Origin of the sequence: Agromyces sp. NPDC056389 (genome assembly GCF_042262385.1) — a bacterium.
In the GTDB taxonomy this organism is placed as follows: Bacteria; Actinomycetota; Actinomycetes; order Actinomycetales; family Microbacteriaceae; genus Agromyces.
The window spans coordinates 2,638,596-2,657,149 of sequence record NZ_JBHJPN010000001.1 but is presented as its reverse complement, the minus strand read 5'-3'; the positions used below and the strand labels follow the sequence as shown (position 1 = coordinate 2,657,149).

Annotated in this window: 17 protein-coding genes; 7 read left to right on the top strand and 10 right to left on the bottom strand. The window is 71.5% G+C overall.

Features of this window, described 5'->3' with window-relative positions; all coding sequences use genetic code 11:
- Nucleotides 1-121: 121 nt before the first annotated feature.
- Nucleotides 122-1,093 (bottom strand): aldo/keto reductase, encoded by a 972-nt coding sequence (locus ACFCVM_RS12420; RefSeq protein ID WP_375836498.1) that lies wholly within the window; start codon nt 1,091-1,093, stop codon nt 122-124.
- Between the two features lie 323 nt (nt 1,094-1,416).
- Between ACFCVM_RS12420 and ACFCVM_RS12415 the strand changes: the two genes are divergently transcribed.
- The 4 genes from ACFCVM_RS12415 to ACFCVM_RS12400 all read left to right on the top strand — a co-directional run bounded on the left by ACFCVM_RS12415 (nt 1,417) and on the right by ACFCVM_RS12400 (nt 6,013).
- On the top strand, nt 1,417-2,583 hold the full coding sequence (locus tag ACFCVM_RS12415) for an NYN domain-containing protein (protein ID WP_375836496.1): 1,167 nt from the start codon (nt 1,417-1,419) through the stop codon (nt 2,581-2,583).
- A 103-nt stretch (nt 2,584-2,686) separates the two neighbouring features.
- Nucleotides 2,687-3,721: an NAD(P)-dependent alcohol dehydrogenase gene (locus tag ACFCVM_RS12410; protein WP_375836495.1), complete on the top strand. Its 1,035-nt coding sequence runs from the start codon at nt 2,687-2,689 to the stop codon at nt 3,719-3,721.
- Nucleotides 3,722-3,805: 84 nt separating this feature from the next.
- Nucleotides 3,806-4,561 (top strand): FadR/GntR family transcriptional regulator, encoded by a 756-nt coding sequence (locus ACFCVM_RS12405; protein WP_375836494.1) that lies wholly within the window; start codon nt 3,806-3,808, stop codon nt 4,559-4,561.
- Nucleotides 4,562-4,636: 75 nt separating this feature from the next.
- Nucleotides 4,637-6,013 (top strand): alpha-hydroxy-acid oxidizing protein, encoded by a 1,377-nt coding sequence (locus tag ACFCVM_RS12400; RefSeq protein WP_375836493.1) that lies wholly within the window; start codon nt 4,637-4,639, stop codon nt 6,011-6,013.
- Here ACFCVM_RS12400 and ACFCVM_RS12395 read toward each other — a convergent pair.
- From ACFCVM_RS12395 to ACFCVM_RS12375, 5 genes are all read right to left on the bottom strand, one after another.
- Entirely contained in the window at nt 6,003-6,368 is a 366-nt protein-coding gene (locus tag ACFCVM_RS12395) for a hypothetical protein (protein WP_375836491.1), read from the bottom strand. The genes ACFCVM_RS12400 and ACFCVM_RS12395 overlap by 11 nt on opposite strands.
- Nucleotides 6,369-6,458: 90 nt before the next feature.
- Nucleotides 6,459-8,165, bottom strand: coding sequence for a LuxR C-terminal-related transcriptional regulator (locus ACFCVM_RS12390; protein ID WP_375836489.1), 1,707 nt, complete (start codon nt 8,163-8,165; stop codon nt 6,459-6,461).
- An 83-nt stretch (nt 8,166-8,248) separates the two neighbouring features.
- The gene (locus tag ACFCVM_RS12385; protein ID WP_375836488.1) at nt 8,249-9,172 is read right to left on the bottom strand and encodes a transglutaminase-like domain-containing protein; all 924 of its coding nucleotides are present in this window, start codon (nt 9,170-9,172) and stop codon (nt 8,249-8,251) included.
- A gap of 32 nt (nt 9,173-9,204) precedes the next feature.
- Nucleotides 9,205-9,774, bottom strand: coding sequence for a hypothetical protein (locus tag ACFCVM_RS12380; protein WP_375836487.1), 570 nt, complete (start codon nt 9,772-9,774; stop codon nt 9,205-9,207).
- A gap of 107 nt (nt 9,775-9,881) precedes the next feature.
- Nucleotides 9,882-10,466, bottom strand: a complete 585-nt coding sequence (locus tag ACFCVM_RS12375; RefSeq protein ID WP_375836486.1) for a dihydrofolate reductase family protein — start codon at nt 10,464-10,466, stop codon at nt 9,882-9,884.
- A 71-nt stretch (nt 10,467-10,537) separates the two neighbouring features.
- On the opposite strand from ACFCVM_RS12375, the gene ACFCVM_RS12370 reads away from it, so the two are divergent.
- Nucleotides 10,538-11,110 carry a TetR/AcrR family transcriptional regulator gene (locus ACFCVM_RS12370; RefSeq protein ID WP_375836485.1) on the top strand — a complete coding sequence of 191 codons (573 nt, stop codon included), beginning with the start codon at nt 10,538-10,540 and terminating at the stop codon, nt 11,108-11,110.
- Nucleotides 11,111-11,114: 4 nt separating this feature from the next.
- On the opposite strand, the gene ACFCVM_RS12365 is transcribed toward ACFCVM_RS12370, so the two are convergent.
- The 4 genes from ACFCVM_RS12365 to ACFCVM_RS12350 all read right to left on the bottom strand — a co-directional run bounded on the left by ACFCVM_RS12365 (nt 11,115) and on the right by ACFCVM_RS12350 (nt 16,567).
- The gene (locus ACFCVM_RS12365) at nt 11,115-12,107 is read right to left on the bottom strand and encodes an endonuclease/exonuclease/phosphatase family protein (protein ID WP_375836484.1); all 993 of its coding nucleotides are present in this window, start codon (nt 12,105-12,107) and stop codon (nt 11,115-11,117) included.
- Between the two features lie 107 nt (nt 12,108-12,214).
- Complete coding sequence (locus ACFCVM_RS12360) at nt 12,215-14,512, bottom strand: glycoside hydrolase family 3 C-terminal domain-containing protein (RefSeq protein ID WP_375836483.1); 2,298 nt, start codon at nt 14,510-14,512, stop codon at nt 12,215-12,217.
- Nucleotides 14,499-15,293: a phosphatase PAP2 family protein gene (locus ACFCVM_RS12355; protein ID WP_375836482.1), complete on the bottom strand. Its 795-nt coding sequence runs from the start codon at nt 15,291-15,293 to the stop codon at nt 14,499-14,501. The genes ACFCVM_RS12360 and ACFCVM_RS12355 overlap by 14 nt, the downstream gene beginning before the upstream one ends.
- Nucleotides 15,293-16,567: an MFS transporter gene (locus ACFCVM_RS12350; protein WP_375836481.1), complete on the bottom strand. Its 1,275-nt coding sequence runs from the start codon at nt 16,565-16,567 to the stop codon at nt 15,293-15,295. The genes ACFCVM_RS12355 and ACFCVM_RS12350 overlap by 1 nt, the downstream gene beginning before the upstream one ends.
- A gap of 98 nt (nt 16,568-16,665) precedes the next feature.
- On the opposite strand from ACFCVM_RS12350, the gene ACFCVM_RS12345 reads away from it, so the two are divergent.
- Nucleotides 16,666-17,244, top strand: coding sequence for a TetR/AcrR family transcriptional regulator (locus ACFCVM_RS12345; protein ID WP_375836480.1), 579 nt, complete (start codon nt 16,666-16,668; stop codon nt 17,242-17,244).
- 4 nt (nt 17,245-17,248) lie between these two features.
- Nucleotides 17,249-18,463 (top strand): ROK family protein, encoded by a 1,215-nt coding sequence (locus tag ACFCVM_RS12340; RefSeq protein WP_375836479.1) that lies wholly within the window; start codon nt 17,249-17,251, stop codon nt 18,461-18,463.
- Nucleotides 18,464-18,554 lie beyond the last annotated feature (91 nt).

Genomic DNA, 18,554 nt, shown 5'->3' with positions numbered 1-18,554 from the left:
CCGCCCCCCGCCCCCCCCCCCCCCCGGCCCCCGCGCCGGCCCCCTCCACCCCGCCCGCCCCCCCGCGGGGCCCCCCCCGGGGCCCCCGGGCCGGGCGCCCCGCGTCGCCCCCGCGCCGGCCTCACGCGGATGCGGCGGCGAGGGCCCCGAGCTCCTCGCCGCTCAGTTCCAACGTGATGGAGGCGAGCAGGTCGCCCAACTGCTCGACGGTGCGGGCGCTGGCGATCGGCGCGACGACGGTCGGCTGCTGACGGAGCCATGCGAGCGACACGGAGGCGACGGATGCCGCGTGCGCCGCCGCGACCTCGTCGAGCACCGCGAGCACTCGATCACCGCGTTCGCCGACATAGGGCGCCGCGCCGCCCGCGCGAACGCTCGCGCCCTCGGCGGTGACATCCGCCTCGGTGCGGTACTTGCCGGCGAGGAAGCCCTTCGCGAGCGAGAAGTAGGGGAAGACCGCGAGCCCCTCGCGCTCGGCGCGCTCGCGCAGGCCGTTCGATTCGAAGCCTCGCTCGACGAGGTTGTAGTGCGGCTGCAGGGCGACCGCGCGATGCAGGCCGTTCGCCTCGGTCACCCGGAACCACTCGTCGATGCGCTCGGGCGTGTAGTTCGAGATGCCGATCGCCCGGATCTTGCCGGCGTCGACGAGCTCCGAGAACGCCCCGACGGTCTCGTCGAGCGGCACCTCGGCATCGTCGAAGTGGGCGTAGTAGAGGTCGATGACGTCGGTGCCGAGTCGCTGGAGCGAGGCATCCGCCGCGGCCCGGATGTTCGCGGCCGAGAGACCCGTGAAGTCGGGGTGAGTGCTCACCTTGGTGGCGATGACGACGTCGTCGCGCGAACCGCGCGACGCGATCCACTCGCCGATGAGGCGCTCGCTGTCGCCGCCCGTGTTGCCGGGCACCCAGGCCGAGTAGCCGTCGGCGGTGTCGAGGAAGTCGCCGCCGCCGGCGACGAAGGCGTCGAGCACGGCGAAGGTGGCGTCGCGGCCGGCGGTCCAGCCGAACACGTTCGTGCCGAGCGAGAGCGGGGCGATCTCGAGGTCGGATGCGCCGATACGGGCGCGGTCGGCGGTCTGGGCGGGTTCGGTCATGCGGACTCCTCGCAGGGTCGGAATGGTGGTCGGTTCGCCGGCCGCGATCGCGCGAGCGCCCGCCGCCGACAGGAACCCCAACGACGAGCGGATGCCGGTATTCCCCCGTTGCCCCGTGTGACGCTCCCCGAACACTTCAGAAATTCAGGAGATCCCGGCACTCACGCCGCTGAGGGGACCCATGGGTCGAGATCTCCTGAATTCCGGATGCAGCCCACCCGGCTGTCGTCCACAGCTCTCGCGGTGCGGCGAACGCGGTGTCTCCGGTCCGCGCACAGCCCACGGGCGTAGCATCGGAGGCACACCCTCGATGGAAGGTCTTCATGCCCGTCTCGGCAGAACCCCGTGTGGCCCTGTACTTCGATTTCGACAACATCGTCATCTCGCGCTACGACCAACTGCACGGCGACAGCGGCTCGCGCAGGGTCAGCGCGTACCGCAAGGACACCTCGACGAGCAAAGCACCTGTCGCCGGATCGGAGACGGCCAAGAAGCTCGCCGCGGCGACCGTCGACGTCGACGCCGTGCTCGACTTCGCGGCGACCTTCGGCACGATCGCCATCGCGCGCGCCTACGCCGACTGGTCGACGCCCGTCAACGCGAGCTACCGCGGCCAGCTCATCGACCGCGCGGTCGACCTCGTGCAGCTCTTCCCGCTCTCGGCGACGAAGAACGGCGCCGACATCCGCCTGGCGGTCGATGCCGTCGAGGACATGTTCCGCATCGACGACCTCACGCACATCGTGATCGTCGCGGGCGACTCCGACTACGTCGCACTCGCGCAGAAGGCCAAGCGGCTCGGCCGCTACGTCATCGGCATCGGCGTCGCGGGCGGCACGAGCCGCGCGCTCACGGCGGCCTGCGACGAGTATGCCGACTACGACACCCTGCTCGCGACGGACGCGACGGTCTCCGACGACGAGGCAGCGGATGCCGCGGCCGACGCAGCGCCGGAAGCTCCTGCGACCCCGCCGGCGACCGGCCGCAGGTCGCGTGCGAAGTCCGCTGCTCCGGAGACGACCGATGCCGCGACCGAGCCGGCGGCGGAACCGGTGGCGGAGCCGGCGCCGGCCCCGGCCCGGCGTCGTCGTGCCACGTCGAAGTCCGTCGCGGAGGCGTCCGGCACGTCTGCGCCCGAGAAGCCCGAGTCGACGGAGCCGCCCGAGGCGCCGGCGAAGCGCGCCTCGGCACGCGCCCTGCAGTTCGTCGCACCGACCGACCACGCGCCGGTCGACGACACCGCAGGCGGCAGCCCTCGCAACCCCAGCCGACTCCTGCTGAAGGCGCTCGAGCTGCTCCACGCGAAGAACGACGAGGAGTGGCAGTCGTCGAGCACCGTGAAGAACCAGATGATGCGCATGGACCCGAGCTTCCAGGAGCGTCGACTCGGCTTCGCCTCGTTCACCGACTTCCTGAAGTCGCGTGGCGGCGTGGTCGAACTCGATGAGACGGGCCGGGGCCGGGTGCGCATCCGGCCGACGAAGGACTGACCCCGCGGCATCCGCTCGCCGTCGTTCACCGGCACCGCTCAGGCCCGGGGAGAAGACTGGGTGGTCCGACGTACTGGACGCCGGACTCGAACGGGAGGGTGCCATGAAAGCGGTGCAGTATCGGACCATCGGCGGATCACCGGAGGTCGTCGAGATCGACGTTCCCGAACCCGGACCCGGTGAGGTGCGGCTGAAGGTGACCGCCGCCGGCGCGTGCCACTCCGACAGCTTCGTGATGGGCCTGACCGAGGAGCAGTACACCTACGGCCTGCCGCTCACGCTCGGCCACGAGGGCGCCGGCATCGTCGACAAGCTCGGCGACGGCGTGACCGGTGTCGCGGTCGGCGACTCGGTCGCGGTCTACGGCCCGCAGGGCTGCGGGCGCTGCTACCACTGCGCCCAGGGCAAGGAGAACTACTGCGAGCGCGCGGCCGAACTCGGCATCGCCCCTCCCGGGCTCGGCGCCCCCGGCGCGATGGCCGAGTACATGATCGTGCGCAGCGATCGGCACCTGCTGCCGCTCGGCGACCTCGACCCGGTGCAGAACGTCGCGCTCACCGATGCAGGGCTCACGCCGTACCACGCGATCAAGATGTCGCTGCCGAAGCTCGTACCGGGCACGACCGCCGTCGTCATCGGCGCGGGCGGGCTCGGCCATGTCGCGATCCAGATCCTGCGGGCGATCACCCCGTCGACCGTCATCGCGCTCGACCTGGGCGAGGAGAAGCTCGCGCTCGCCCGCGAGGTCGGGGCGCACCACGCCTTCGCCTCCGACGCGGACGCCGCGGAACGGATCCGCGAGGCCACGGGCGGACGACCGGTGACCGCGGTGTTCGACTTCGTCGCGATCCAACCGACGATCGACCTCGGCCGCAGTGTCGCAGGGGTCGAGAGCGATCACGTGATCGTCGGCGTCGGCGCGGGCATGCTGCCGGTCGGCATGCTCGGCGCCCCCTACGACTCGACCGTGCGGGCGCCCTACTGGGGATCGCGCGCCGAGCTCTTCGAGGTGTTCGACCTGGCCCGCGCCGGGCTCGTGAAGGTGGAGACCGAGGTGTTCCCGATCGATGAGGCCCCCGAGGCGTACCGCCGACTGCACGACGGCTCGCTGCGCGGCCGGGCCATCATCGTGCCGTAGCCGCACCGCAGCGGCTGCCTCCCTGTGGTCTGACCACACATGCTACTGTGGTCGGACCACAGGCACGCGGAGAGGACGATCGGCATGGGCGCTGAGACATCCGACACCCCGCGCGCCTGGCGCACCGTGCTCGAGCACATCGAGACGCAACTCCTCGAAGGCGCCCTGCGCCCCGGCGATCGCCTGCCCGGCGAGCGCGCCCTCTCGGCCGAACTCGGCGTCGGCCGCTCGAGCGTGCGCGAGGCGCTGCGCGTGCTCGAGGTGCTCGGCCTCATCCGCACCGCTGCGGGCTCGGGCCCGAGCTCGGGCGCGATCATCATCGCGACCCCCGGCGGCGGCATGTCGGCGCTCATGCGCCTGCAGGTCGCGGCGAGCGGGTTCCCGGTCGCCGACATCGTGCGCACGCGCCTCATCCTCGAGACGTCGGTCGCCGGCGACCTCGCCGAAGCCGAAGCCGCCGCGGGCGCCGACACCAGCGCGACCGGCGCACCCGACCTCGCTCCCGCCGAGCTCCTGCTCGACGCCATGGACTCCCCCGACCTCGCACCGACCGAGTTCCTCGCCCTCGACGCCGCCTTCCACCTCGCCCTCGCCGAGGCCTCCGGCAACCAGGTGATCACCGCGACGATGGCGGGGCTCCGGAGCGGCATCGAGGGGTACGCCCTCGAGGGCGTCGCCGCGATCGCCGACTGGCACGCGACCTCCGCTCGACTGCGCAGCGAGCACCGCGGCATCGTCGAGGCCATCCAGCGGGCGGATGCCGCATCCGCCCGCACCAGAACGCACGACCACATCTCGGGCTACTACGCCGAGACGTTCGTCGATCCCCCACTGAGATGACGTGAATCGACCCTCTCGACACCGGGAAGGTCGATCCTCGTCACCTCGTCGTCACGAAAGAGAGCAGCACCGCCCATGGTCCAGCGCCAGTTCCCGAACCCCAAGGAGCTCGCAGAGCTCATGCGCTTCAAGGCGCCGACGCTGAACGCGAAGCAGCGCCGCCTCGACAAGGCGCTCACGATCGCCGACCTCCGGGACATCGCGAAGCGGCGCACGCCGAAGGCGCCGTTCGACTACACCGAGGGCGCCGCCGAGGGCGAGATCTCCCTCGCCCGCGCCCGCCAGGCGTTCGAGGACATCGAGTTCCACCCGGCGATCCTCCGCAACGTGCCCGAGGTCGACATGAGCCGCGAGGTGCTCGGCGGCCCGACGGCGCTGCCGTTCGGCATCGCGCCCACGGGCTTCACGCGCATGATGCAGACCGAGGGCGAGACCGCCGGCGCCGGCGCAGCGGGCGCGGCCGGCATCCCGTTCACCCTGTCGACCATGGGCACGACCTCGATCGAAGACGTGAAGGCGGCGAACCCCACCGGCCGCAACTGGTTCCAGCTCTACGTGATGCGCGACCGCGAGAAGTCGTACGAGCTCGTGCGCCGTGCCGCCGCCGCCGGTTTCGACACCCTCTTCTTCACCGTCGACACCCCGGTCGCCGGCGCTCGCCTGCGCGACACCCGCAACGGCTTCTCGATCCCGCCGCAGCTGACCCCCGCGACCGTCGTCAACGCGATCCCCCGCCCCGAGTGGTGGATCAACTTCCTCACGACCCCGAAGCTCGAGTTCGCCTCGCTCTCGTCGACCGGCGGCACCGTCGGCGAGCTCATCGACGGCATGTTCGACCCGACCATCTCGTTCGACGACCTCGAGACGATCCGCGCCATGTGGCCCGGCAAGATCGTCGTCAAGGGCGTGCAGACCGTGCAGGACGCGCAGATCCTCGCCGGCAAGGGCGTCGACGGCATCGTGCTCTCCAACCACGGCGGCCGCCAGCTCGACCGCGCGCCGATCCCCTTCCACCTGCTGCCGCACGTCGTGCGCGAGGTCGGCTCCGAGATGGAGGTGCACCTCGACACCGGCATCATGTCGGGCGCCGACATCGTGGCATCCGTCGCCCTCGGCGCCCGCTTCACCCTCATCGGCCGCGCCTACCTCTACGGACTCATGGCGGGCGGGCGCGAGGGCGTCGACAAGACGATCTCGATCCTCGGGGGCCAGATCGCCCGCACGATGAAGCTGCTCGAGGTGTCGACCCTCGACGAGCTCAGCCCACAGCACGTCACGCAGCTCTCGCGCTTCACGGCGCTGCCGAAGCCCATGACGGATGCCGCGGAGCAGGCGGTCGAGGCAAAGCCCAAGACGGTGCGCGCACCGCGGGCCACCGGCTCGACGACGAAGGCCGCCGCCACGAAGGCGTCCGCGGCGAAGCCCGCCGCGCGGAGGACCGTCACGAAGTAGCTCCCGGCGCCATGCGGCGGGGCGGGCCGACGGCCTCGTCCACCCGTTCCGCCGCATGCCCGAGCGAGCCCTCGTGCCGCCCCGATGCGCCACGCAGGCCTCCGCGGTAGCGCAGGAACCACACCAGCATGAGCGCCGAGGCGATCAGATAGAAGCCGTGCAGGACCCAGATCGGTCCGAACGGCAGGCTGAACACGTAGGCCGAGTGCACCGCGTTGCCCACGTTCGTGATCGCGAGGTTGCCGAGACTGTACGACGCGAGATCCTTCGTGCGCGCGGCCTTCACCAGCATGGGCAGGTAGCTCATGGCGAAGAGACCGGTCGACACGACGCCGGCGAACACGGCGAGATCCATGGAACCGACGGTACGGAGCGCGCTCGCTCGCGGCATCGGGAGAATCACCCATTCGCGGCGCCCGAATGGAGCGCCCCGCCCGACCCGTCGCTACCGCGAGATCAGGGTGTGCTCGTAGGCGTACGCCGTGGCAGCCGCGCGCGACGAGATGCCGAGCTTCGCGAACACGTTGCTGAGGTGCCGGTCGACCGTCTTCTCACTGAGGTAGAGCTGACCCGCGATGGCGCGATTCGTCTTGCCCTCTGCCACGAGGCGGACGACCTCGACCTCCCGGGCCGTCAGCGGCGTCGACCCGGCGCGTGACGAGCGGCGTGCCAGCTCGTCCACGCGCAGCACGTCGGGAACGGCGCCGAGCGCGGCGAACACCTCACGTGCCGCCTCCAGGTCCATCGCGGCCGCTGCGTCGTCGCCGAGCGCGAGCGCCGCCCGCGCGGCGAGCACCCGGCATCGGGCAGCCTCGTACGGCGCGTCGAGCTCGTGCCACAACGCCCAGGCGGCGCGGAGCGCTGGGAGTGCACCGAGGGCATCACCCTCTTCGAGGCGCACGGCCGCCTCGCATCCCGCGGCGACCGCCCGCATCATCGGGATCTCCGCGTCGGCGGCGGCCGCCGCGAGTTCGTCGGCGACCTGCCGGGCCGCCGAGTGGTCGCCCACGGCGAGGTCGATCTCGACGAGCGCGGCGAGCAGCGCCCGCCGGGTCGCGGGGTCGGCCGTCGCCACCGCGTCGTCGATGCTCGACCGCGCGAGACGCGCCCTGCCCTGCGCGAGTCGCAGCAGGGCGAGTCCGGGCTGCGCCGGATACCCGGTCTCGGCAGCGCGGTGGAACGCTCGCTCGGCCGCGTCGAACTCGCCGCGCAGGCGATGCACCTCGCCCTCCTGGTACCAGGCACCGAACGACCCGGTCCAGTCGCCGAGTCGCGCCCGATCCTGGGCCACCCGCGCCGCCGTGATGGCGTCGCCCCACGCACCGTGCAGTCGGTAGAGCTCGGCGCGATGCACCTGGCACTGCCCGCTGAACATCACCATCTCGGGCCGGTCGCCGCACCAGCGATCCAACGCGATCGTCCACTGCTGGGCCCGGCGCACGTCGAAGGCCAGGTGACAGGTGGTGATGACCGAGCAGTACACGACGCCGGATGCCACGGGCGAGATCTCGCCCGCAGTGACGGCGACCATCGCCTCGTCGAGGAGCGCGAGCCCGCGGACCGCATCGCCGAGCATCAGTTGCGCCTGGCCCTGCCCGAGTTGCGCCAGCGCGGTCGCATCCCGATCGCGCACGCGTTCGGCGATCGCGAGCGCCTCGGCGAAGGTGCGCGCGGCCCGAGCGGGCTCTCCGGCGTAGAGGTCGTCGAGGGCGGCGGCGACGAGCAGGAGCGCCGCCGACGATTCGGCACCCGTCTCCGTCGTGCCGGCGATCCGCCGCGCGCGGGCGAGCCAGCCGTTGCCGAGGGCGTCGTCGCCCTTGCCCATGAGGTAGATGCCGATCCAGGTCGCGATGCGGGCGGCGCCGGCGGCATCGTCGACCTCGAGGTAGGCCTCGTGCGCTCGAGTGGCGCAGTCGATGCCCTCGGCGTCGCGCCCGAGGAGCAGCGTCGTCGTCGAGAGCCGCTCGAGGTCGGTCGGGGCGAGTCCTCGCTCGTGTTCGACGCGCGTCAGCAGGTCGAACGCTGCGCCCCAGCGGTGTTCGGCGAACGCTGCTCGACCCTGATCGAGCGAAGCGGAGGTCACATGGCCCGTCCAACCCGAGGCTGCGCGGCTCGCACCCGACGGCGCGCCGGCATCCGTCGTCGGAATCACGGTAACCCCGCGCCGCAGCGCCCACAAGGGCGCGCTCGCGTCGCGCTCCGGTCCCGTCATGTCGCGTCGGGCCCCGGCCGCGGTCAGCGGGTGCGGAGCGTCACCCGCCTCGTCGAACCGTCGAGGGGCGAGTGGTTCGTGACGGCCTCCGGCACCGCGAAGCGCGGGTCTTCGGCGAGCGCGCGCACCTCGTCGATCGTGGTCGCCGGGTCGGCGAGCCGAGCGGCGATGCGATCGAGATCGGCGGTGATCGCGGCATCCGGTGCCTCGTGCATGAAGTCGTCGAGCACGCCCCAAGTCTCCCAGAGCAGCGCTTCATGCCCCGCCCGGGAGACGAGGTCGAGCACGAGGTTGTGCGCGAGGTACGGCCACGACCGCAGGGCCGGCAGCTCGAGCTCGGATGCCACGACGCAGCGCTCGGGGTCGATGCGCCCGGCGCGGGCCGCGAGCCAGGCCTCGTCGCCTGTGAGGAAGCGGTCGCGCGGCACGTCGATCAGGTCGAGCGGCGCGCCCGTCGCCGAGTCGACGAACCCCTCCCGAAGCTGCGGCTCGACGAGGCGCCAGCGCTCGGCGTCGGCGTCCCAGACCTCTGCGACGACATGGTCGATCCACCAGCCGTCGTCGAAGTAGCCCGCGAAGCCCACCCGCGACCTGGCGGGGATGCCGGCGCGACGCGCGAGCGAGACGAACAGCAGGGTGAAGTCGCGGCAGCAGCCGAGGATGCGCTCGGTCGGCGTGCGCTGCACCTCGAGCGGGCCGGCGTGCAGCTCGGCGAGGCGCGCGAACTGCTCTTCCGCGTAGCGGAGGTCGATCTCGGCGAATCGGTCGCCGCCGAACCCGTGCCGCGTCAGGTCGCCGTTCGCCCGGTAATGGAACAACAGGCCCGAGACGAGGCGACGCAGCTCGGCGAGGTCGCCGGACTGCTCCCCGATCCACTCGGCCATGCGCCCGGGGTCGCTGCAGACGGTCTGGGCTCGGTACGCGGCGAGTTCGTCATCGAAGGGCACTCGACAGGTCTACCGCCCGGGCCCGGGCGATTTCAAGATCCGGGCGCGGCAGGCGGCGCACTCCCCGGCGGTGCACTCCCCTGCGGCGCACTCCCCTGGGGCGCACTCTCCTGGGGCGCACTCCGCCGCGTGCTGCGCTTCGCCGCTTTCTCGCGATGCTCAGCATCAGTGGGCGTCGTGGCTGCGGCGACCGCCACGTGCGCCGCGACGATCTTCGCCATCTGCTGCGCCTGCTTGGCCTCGGCGCGGCGACGCTTGATCAACTTGGCACGCGCCTTCGCGGCATCCGCCGGGGCCGCGCCCGCACGCCCACTGCCGGTGCCACGGCGCGTGCCACCCGGGATCGCGCGCGCTGCGCGCTCGAGACGGGCCTCCGCACGTCTTGCGCGCCGGCGCGCTCGACGGGGTCGTCGCTCGACGTCACGACCCGCCTTGAGAATCGCCTCGTGCGCCGAGGCGGCGACCACCTGAAGATCAGCGCGCGCCGCAGGCGAAACCGCGCGCGCGAGCTTCTGCGTCTCGCGCTCGGCCGCCTTCGCCTCTGTGACCGCCATTGCGGCGCGGTGCCGACGGTCGCCTCTCATGCGGATTCCCCCGGTCATGTCGTCTCCCTCCGGTGTTCGCCCGGCACGCCTTCGAGCCGAGCCGGGCGAACCACGTCATGACCGGTCTACGCGCGTCGGTGCCGCACGTCAACGGGTTGCGCAGGTCAGCGGCTCCGCACGTACTCCGACACCACGACACCCGAGTCGAACGCCGTCGTGCCGACCTCCGTGAAGGCCTGCGGGCGGTACGCACCCGGCGCGAACAGCGGGATCCCGTCGCCGAAGAGGAGCGGATAGCGCTTCAGCACGAGACGGTCGATCTCGTCGGCGAGCACGGTGGCGAGCGATCCGCCACCGCAGAGCCAGATCGACGCGCCGGGCTCGGCCTTCAGGCGGCGCACGACCTCGACCGGGTCCTCACCGGTGAGGGTGAGACTCGGGTGCTCCCCCGGGATGTCGGCCTCGCTGCGCGTTCGCGAGAACACGAATTGCCGCAGGTGCCGGTACGGACTCGGCGCCATCGGCAGGCCCACCGCATAGGTGTTCCAGCCCATCACGACGGTGTCGAAGGTCTCGCCGTCGTGTTCGATGCCGATGGCCTCCGCGATGTGCGTCGGCACGGCGTCGGCGAATCGCGCGTTGAGGTGATGCATGTGATCGCCCTCGACCGGGAAGGCGTCGAACTCACCGGCGGGGCCGGCGATGTAACCGTCGATGCTGACGGCGGCGTAGTACACGAGTTCTCGCAAGATGCTCCAATCACGACTTCTGTAGTGGTTGGAAGACTACATCACCTGTAGTGGTTCCGCTAGCATGAAGCGTGGCGAAGAACGATGAGCGACGACGATCCCTCGCCGATGCGGGCCTGGGCGTGCTCGCCAGGGAAGGCTCGCGGGGCCTCACCCATCGGGCGATCGACGAGGCCGCGGGCGCGCCGACCGGCACGACGTCGAACTACTTCCGCAGCAGGGAGGCGCTCATCGCCGGCCTGGTCGAACGCATCGGCGAGCGCCTCGCCCCCACCGAGGAGGACCTCGAGCGGCGAGCCGTCGAGACGCCGAGCCGCGCCCTCTTCGCCGACTACCTGCGCGACATCGTGCGACGACTCACCGACGAGCGGGAGGTGACGCTCGCGCTCTTCGAGCTTCGCCTCGAAAGCAGCCGGCGCCCCGAGCTCGCCGCCGTGCTCGGAGCTTGGCAGCGTGCGGGATTCGACGGCGACGTCGCATTCAACACGGCGGCGGGCCTGCCCGGCGGCCGACGCGAGATCGCCCTGTTCCACTACGCGGTCGACGGCCTGCTGCTCGATCGACTCACGACTCCGCTCGACCCCGACACCTCGACCGACGAGGTCGTCGACGCGCTCGTCGACGGTCTCCTGCCGGCCGAGTAGGCCATCACCGCCCGGTCTCCTGCAGGTTCAACGTCGAGACGACCGCGAGGTGGTCGCTGCTCCCGGCCGGCACGGTCGTGTTCGACACGACGTCCATGCCCCGCTGGAACACGTGGTCGAGTCGCACCACCGGCGCGGCGGCCGGCCAGGTGAACCCGAAGCCGCCGTCGCTCTGGCTCGCCTCCGAGAGCTGCGCGGTGACGTCGCCGAGCGCCCGATCCGACGAACCCGCGTTGAAGTCGCCGATCGCGATCACGCGGGTGTTCTCGTCGCGACCGAGGTGGTCGGCGAGGTTCGCCAGCATCGCGTCGCGCTCATCGTGCGCTGCCGGTCGAGCGGATGCCGCGTGCACGACATAGATGCTCACCGGCCCGCTCGGCGTCTCGAGGTCGGCGGCCAGCCCGCGCTTCCAGCCGAGCCCGAGGTCGAGCATCTGGGCGTTCTCGATCGGGAAGACGCTCCAGACGCCGACCGTGCCGACGCCGTAGCGGTGCGGGTACACCTCGTCGAGCACCGAGCCGGCCGCCTCGCGGGACTCTGCGTCCATCTCCTGGAGCGCGACCACCTCGGCCCCGGTGGCGGCCAGCGCCGCGGCCGAGTCCGCGGCCGTGCCCGAACCCGCCTCGACGTTCTGGCTCGCCACGGTGAGCTGCGAGTCCGACGCCGGCCCCGCCGTCCACGACAGCGGAACGACCGACGGCACGAACATGACGCACCAGACGATCGCCGCGAGCACTGCGGAGGCGATCGCCGCCCGGCTCCTCGCTGCGAACGCACCGACGAGCAGCAGCGGCACTGCGAGCCCGAACCACGGCAGGGCCGTGTCGATGATGAGGCCGAGGCCCGCGACATCCGGCACCGTCGTGTGGAACACGAGCACGAGCGCGAGCACCGCGCCGAGCATCGCGGTGACCCGCGCGAGCCCGACCCGGCGACGCCGCACGGGCCTCGGCCGCGGGGAGACGGCGGCACGTTCTGGGGGCGCGATCACGGTCATCGGCCCATCCTCGCCGCCGAGCCTGTGCGATCGCCCATCGCGCCGCCCGCCCGGCATGACGAACGGCCGCCCCCGAGGGGACGGCCGTTCGCAGTCGATACGGTCGACTACGCGCGCTGCGAGTTCGACAGGTCGATCAGCTGCTGGATCTGCTCGGGCGTCACGGGCACGCCCGGGAAGCCGGCGAGCTTGCCGATCGGGAACGACGCCATCATCTTGTCGAGGCCGCCCTCGTCGAAGACATCGGTGTCGGCCATGCCCGACGCGAACGAGCCCATCGCCTGCATCACGATCGGGCCCGCGATCGGGTCCGCAGCGAGCTCGGCGATCGACGACTCGAGCGAGAGCGGGAGGCGCACCTTCTCTCCCTCGACCTCGACGACGGCGCTGAGACGGATGTCGCGGCTCGACGCACCGACCTCGACGCTGTAGGCGCCGGGCTCGACGACCCAGCGGTCGACGCGGATGTCCCAGTACGCGAGATCCTCGCCGCGCACCGCGATCTCGACCTGACGCGACTCGCCGGCGTCGAGGGCGACGTTGGCGAAGGCCTTGATCTCACGCGGCGCGCGCTGCACGCCCGAAGCGGCGAGGCCCGTGTAGACCTGCACGACCTCGCGGCCGGCACGGTCGCCGGTGTTCGTCACCGTGAGGCGCACCGTGAGCCCCGACCCGGCCACCGTGGGCTCAGTCGCTGCGACCGACAGCTCGGAGTACTCGAACGTCGTGTACGACAGTCCGTGGCCGAACGGGTAGCGCACCTCGGCATCGCGCGCGTCGTACCAGCGGTAGCCCACGAAGAGGCCCTCGCCGTAGCGCACGTGGCCGAAGTCGCCCGGGAAGTTCAGGTACGCGGGGGTGTCCGCGAGCTTCACGGGGATGGTCTCCGCGAGGCGACCCGACGGGTTGACGGCGCCGTAGAGCACGTCGGCGATGGCCGAACCGCCCGCCTGGCCGCCGAGCCAGCCCTCGAGGATCGCGGGAACGTCATCGGCGAACGGCAGCTCGACGACGCCGCCGTTGGCGAGCACGACGACCGTGCGCGGGTTCGCCGCGACGACGGCCTCGAGCAGCCCGAGCTGCTCGGCCGGGAGGTGCAGGTCTTCGCGGTCGAAGCCCTCGGACTCGTACGAGCCCGGCAGGCCGAGGAAGAGCACCACGACGTCCTTCGACGCGGCGAGCTCGGCTGCGGGGGCCACGAGTGCGGCGCCGTCGGAGCCGTCGGTCGTGAAGCCGGCGGCGAACGCCACGTTCTCCTGGCCCGCATACGAGACGATGCCGTCGAGTGCGTTGTCGAGCCTCGTCGGGTTGATGAGCGACGAGCCGGCGCCCTGGTAGCGCGGCTTCTCGGCGAACGCGCCGATCACGGCGACGGAGGCCCCGCCGTCGAGCGGCAGGATCGCGTCGTCGTTCTTCAGGAGCACCGCGCCGCGACCCGCGGCCTCGCGGGCGAGGGCGTGGTGCGCGTCGACGTCGTATCCGACGCCAGATGCGCCGGCGACCGCCTTCTGCACGAGCTCGACGACACGGCGTGCGCCGAGGTCGAGCGCCGACTCGTCGAGCGAGCCGTCGGCGACGGCTGCGACGAGCTTCGCCGCCGAGCGGCCGTCGGACGACGGCATCTCGAGGTCGAGTCCTGCGGGGAGGCCCACGACGCGGTCGTTGACGGCTCCCCAGTCGCTGACGACGAGGCCCTCGAAGCCCCAGTCGTCGCGCAGCACGGTGTTCAGCAGCCACGGGTCCTCGCTCGTGTACACGCCGTTCAGGCGGTTGTACGAGCACATGACGGTCCACGGCTGGGCGTCTTCGACGACGCGCTGGAAACCGCGCAGGTAGATCTCGCGCAGCGGCCGCGGGTCGACGTCGCTCGACGACGACATGCGCTCGTGCTCCTGGTTGTTCGCCGCGAAGTGCTTCAGCGAACCGCCGACGCCCTGCGACTGCAGGCCGTTCACGAGGGCTGCGCCGAGCACGCCCGAGACGATCGGGTCCTCGGAGAGGTACTCGAAGTTGCGGCCGCAGAGCGGCGACCGCTTGATGTTGACGCCCGGGCCGAGCAGCACGCCGACGCCTTCGGCGCGGGCCTCCTCACCGAGGGCGGTGCCGACGCGCTCGAGCAGCTCGGAGTCGAAGGTCGAGCCGAGCGCCACGGCCGGCGGGAAGCAGGTGGCCGGCACGCTGTCGCCGATGCCGAGGTGGTCGGCGCTGCCCTTCTGCAGGCGCACGCCGTGCGGGCCGTCGGTGAGCACGATCGACGGGATGCCCGCGCGCTCGACGCCCTGCGTCGTCCAGAAGCTCGCGCCGCTCGTGAGCGCCGCCTTCTCCTCGAGCGTGAGCTGCGCCACGATGTCGGCGGCGGGGGCTTCGAGGCCGGTGCCGGTACTGGTCAGGTCAGTGGTGTCCAAATGATGCTCCTTCGATTGCCGGTGCGTCGATACTCCGCCGGAAGAGTGGCTTTCCGTAGTCCTTCTGCAGCAGGTTCGCGAACGCCCACCAGAGGATGAGGGTCGCGGACGCGCCGCCGATGATGCCGAACAGCGCATCCGAGAGCCAGTGCGCGTTGATGAGAGTGCGCTGCCAGATCATGCCGACCACGAGCAGCGCGCCGATGATCCACCAGACGAGTCGCTTCGCGGGCGGGAACAGGGCGGCGACCGCGACGAGCAGGATGCCGGTGCTCACGGCGTGCCCCGAGGGGAACGAGCCGTGGTCGACCTCGAACAGCGGCCCGAAGAGCCCGTTCGCGAGGTCGTCGGCCGGACGCGGCCGGTCGACGAGGTTCTTCGTGAGCTGCGAGACGCCGAAGTTGCCGACGATCTCGGCGGCGAGGAAGAACAGCGCCGAACGCCAGCGGCGGATCACGAACAGCCAGATCGGGATGAGCAGCAGCGTCAGCACCGCGCCGGGGATCTGGCCGAGGTGCTGGAAGAGCATCGGCAGCGCCCAGGCCTCGCCGCCGGTGCCGGGCTCGAGCCCGACGAGGGAGCGCCAGGCGTCGTCGACGGCCTGCGTGAACGGGCTCGCGGGGTTCGCGGCCACCGCGAACCCGAAGATCACGAACAGCGCCAGGCCGATGAGGCCGGTCACGAGCAGCCAGCGGGGCCTGCGGGCAGCGGATGCCCCCGGCCCGCCCGCCACGGGAGCGGTCGCGTCGATCGAGGTCGAAATGGCGGCGGCATCCGACATCACTTCACCGCCTTGATCGGCCAGACGGCGAACGCGCCGAGGATCGAGAGCACGATCGCGACGGGGAACAGGGCCGCGTAGCCGCCGAACGTGAGCACGATCGCACCGCCGACGGCGGGCGCGAGGGTCTGCGGCAGGGTCGCGGCGATGTTGATGACGCCGAGGTCCTTCGCAAAAGAGTCCTTCGACGGCAGAACCTCGCTCATGAGCGCCTGGTCGACCGACTGGAACATACCGAATCCGATGCCCGAGATGAGCGTGAAGATCATCCAGCCTTCGTAGGTCGGCATCACGAGCGGCACGATGAGGCCGATGCCGACGAGGACCGAGGAGCCGAAGACGAAGATCTTGCGACGACCGACCTTGTCGGAGAGCGGGCCCGAGATGACCATCGCTCCGATCATGCCGACGAGGCTGAGCAGCCCGAAGATCGGGATGGCGCTGGTGGCGCCCTTCTCCCCCAGACCGATGTAGTCGGCGAGGATGAGCAGTTGGAAGCCCGCGACGGCAAAGTAGCCCGTGTAGAGCAGGAGGCGCCCCGTGAACGCCCAGAAGAAGTCGGGGTTCGCGACGGGGTTCACCCAGAACGTGCGCAGGAACGCCCCGAGTGAGAACGGCGGGTTCACCTGATCCTTGCTCGAGTGGTCGGGGTTGAAGACGACGAACAGCACGGTGACCACGAGTGCGAGTCCGGCGAGCAGCAGATACGCCGCCGGGATGGTGCTGCTGAGCGCCGAGCCGATCACCTGTCCCCCGAGCGCACCGAGCATGGCGCCCATGCCCGCGAGTGCGGCGAAGGTTCCGCGGGCGGCACGCGGCACACGATCGGGCAGGATGGCGCTGAGCGGGCCCTGCGCGAAGTTGTAGGCGATCTGCACGATGGTCCAGGCGATCGCGATCTGCACGATGGTGTTCGCGAGGGCCATTCCGACGAGCGCGAGTCCGCCGACCAGCACGCCGCCGACCATCCAGCCCGCGCGGCGGCCGAAGCGGCTGCGCGTGCGGTCGGAGAGCATGCCGGCGAGCGGTTGCGCGATCATGGACGCGAACGCCCCGATCGTGGCCACGATGGTGATGTTGGCGACCTTGTTCGCCGGGTCGATTCCAGTGATCTGCAGCTGGAGCAGCACGGCGGGCACCGCACCCCAGATGACGAAGATCGAGAAGTTCGCCGGGATGATCCAGCCGAGCAGTCGCTTGACCGTGCCCTTGACGAGGGGTCGGGGTTCTTCCGCACCGTCGGGCTCGACGGTGGGCGCGGGGGCAGACGCCATTGTCATGTCTTCGTGATCCTTTCGGGGCCTCGTCGTCGAGGCGAGTGGCAAAACCATACATCGCTCGGTTTTCATCTGCAAGCGACTACCATGCAGATATGGCACGAAGAGGTTCGTACGCGAAGGGCGTCGCGAAACGCGAGGAGATCCTCACGACCGCGCTCGACGTGATCGCTCGCAACGGCTACCGCCGCACGAGCGTCCGCGAGCTCGCCGATGCCGTGGGTCTCAGCCAGGCCGGACTGCTGCACTACTTCTCGTCGAAGGAGGAGCTCTTCCAGGAGATCCTCCGCAAGCGCGACGAGGTCGACTCGGCCGCGTTCGACGTCGAGATCGCGCAGCCGATCGAGGCGTTCTTCGGCGTGATCCGGCACAACAGCGAGGTGCCCGGGCTCGTGCAGCTCTACGCCCAGCTCTCGACCGAGGCCGGCGACCCCGAGCACCCCGCCCACGAGTTCTTCGTCGAGCGGTATGTGCAGTTCCGGGCACTCTTCGGCGGCATGCTGCGCGACGAGCAGGCCGCGGGCCGCATCGACCCCGACATCGACATCGAGCGTGTGGCCAACCTGTTCCTCGCCGCCGCCGACGGCCTGCAGACCCAGTGGATGCTCGATCCCTCGATCGACATGGCCGAGCACGTCGCCTACCTCTGGCAGCTCGTGACGCGCAAGGCCTGAGCGGATGCCTCGCCTGGCCCGCTCGCTCGTCTCCGGCGACGTCCGCCGGCACAACCTCACCCTCGTGCTCGAGCACATCGTGGGTTCCGGGCCGAGCGCTCGCAGCGAGATCGCCGAGGCGACCGGGCTCACCCGGGGCGCGGTGACCGCGCTCGTCGGCGCGCTGACGGGGGCCGGCGTACTGCGCGAGCAGGCACCGGAACCCGGCACGGCGGGCCGCCCGGTCACCCGCCTCGAACTCGACGCAGGCACCGTCGCCATCGTCGTGGCCCAGCTCGACGCCGACGCGGCGACCGCGCTCGTGACGAGCGTCGCGGGCGAAGAGCTGTTCCGCGTCGTCGAGCAGCACGGTCGCCCCATGGGCGACCCCGATCGCGTGCTCGACGTGCTCGCCCTGGTCGTCGCCGAGGCCCTCGAGCACGCGCGGGCCGTCGGGCGACGGGTCACCGAGCTGCCCATCGTGATGTTCGCACCGGTGGGCGGCGAGCCGCCGGTCGTCCTCGCCGACACCGACCTCGGCTGGGGCGTGGTCGACGTCATGAGCGAGCTCCGGGCCCGCCTGCCCCAGCTCGGCGCAGAGGTGCCCATGAGCCTCGTCTCCGACGGCTGGCTCGCCGCACTCGCCGAACGCGCCCTGGTTCCCGGCACCGACGCGATGCTGTACCTGAAGAGCAACTCGGGCATCGGCGGTGCCATCGTCTCGAACGGCCTCGCCCTCGAGGGCGCACACGGCGTCGGCGGCTCGCTCGGGCACCTGCCCGTCGTGCCCGACGGAGCGCCGTGCGAATGCGGCCAGCACGGATGCCTCGTCACGGTCGCGGGCCCCGACCGCCTGCTCGCCCTCGCCGGCCTCGACGACCTCGTCGCCGAGCGCGGGCTCTCGGCGGCGCTCGACGAGCTCTCCGCCCGCATCACCGCAGACGAGCCGCTCGCCGCAGGCGCGTGGCGCGAGGCGCTGCCGTGGATCGCGCGGACGCTGCAGATCCTCTCGCTCGCGACGGACCCCGAGCTCATCGTCATCGGCGGCTTCTGGGCCAGCCACGCCGCGTCGATCGAGGTCGTGTACCGGGCGAACCGCCCGAACATCCCCGCGGCCGCCGGGGGCATCGCGATCCCCCCGCTCGTGGCAGGTCGGCTCGGCGACGACGCCGCCCTGATCGGCGCCGTGCAGGCGGCGCGAGCGCGTCTGCTCGCCGACCCGAGTCGGCTCGGCCGGTAGCGAGCCCGCCCGAGGCACGCGCGCGATCAGGCGCTCGCTTGCCCGCCGCGAGCCGAGTTCAACGGTTGAAGTTCAAACGTCGAACGTGCAT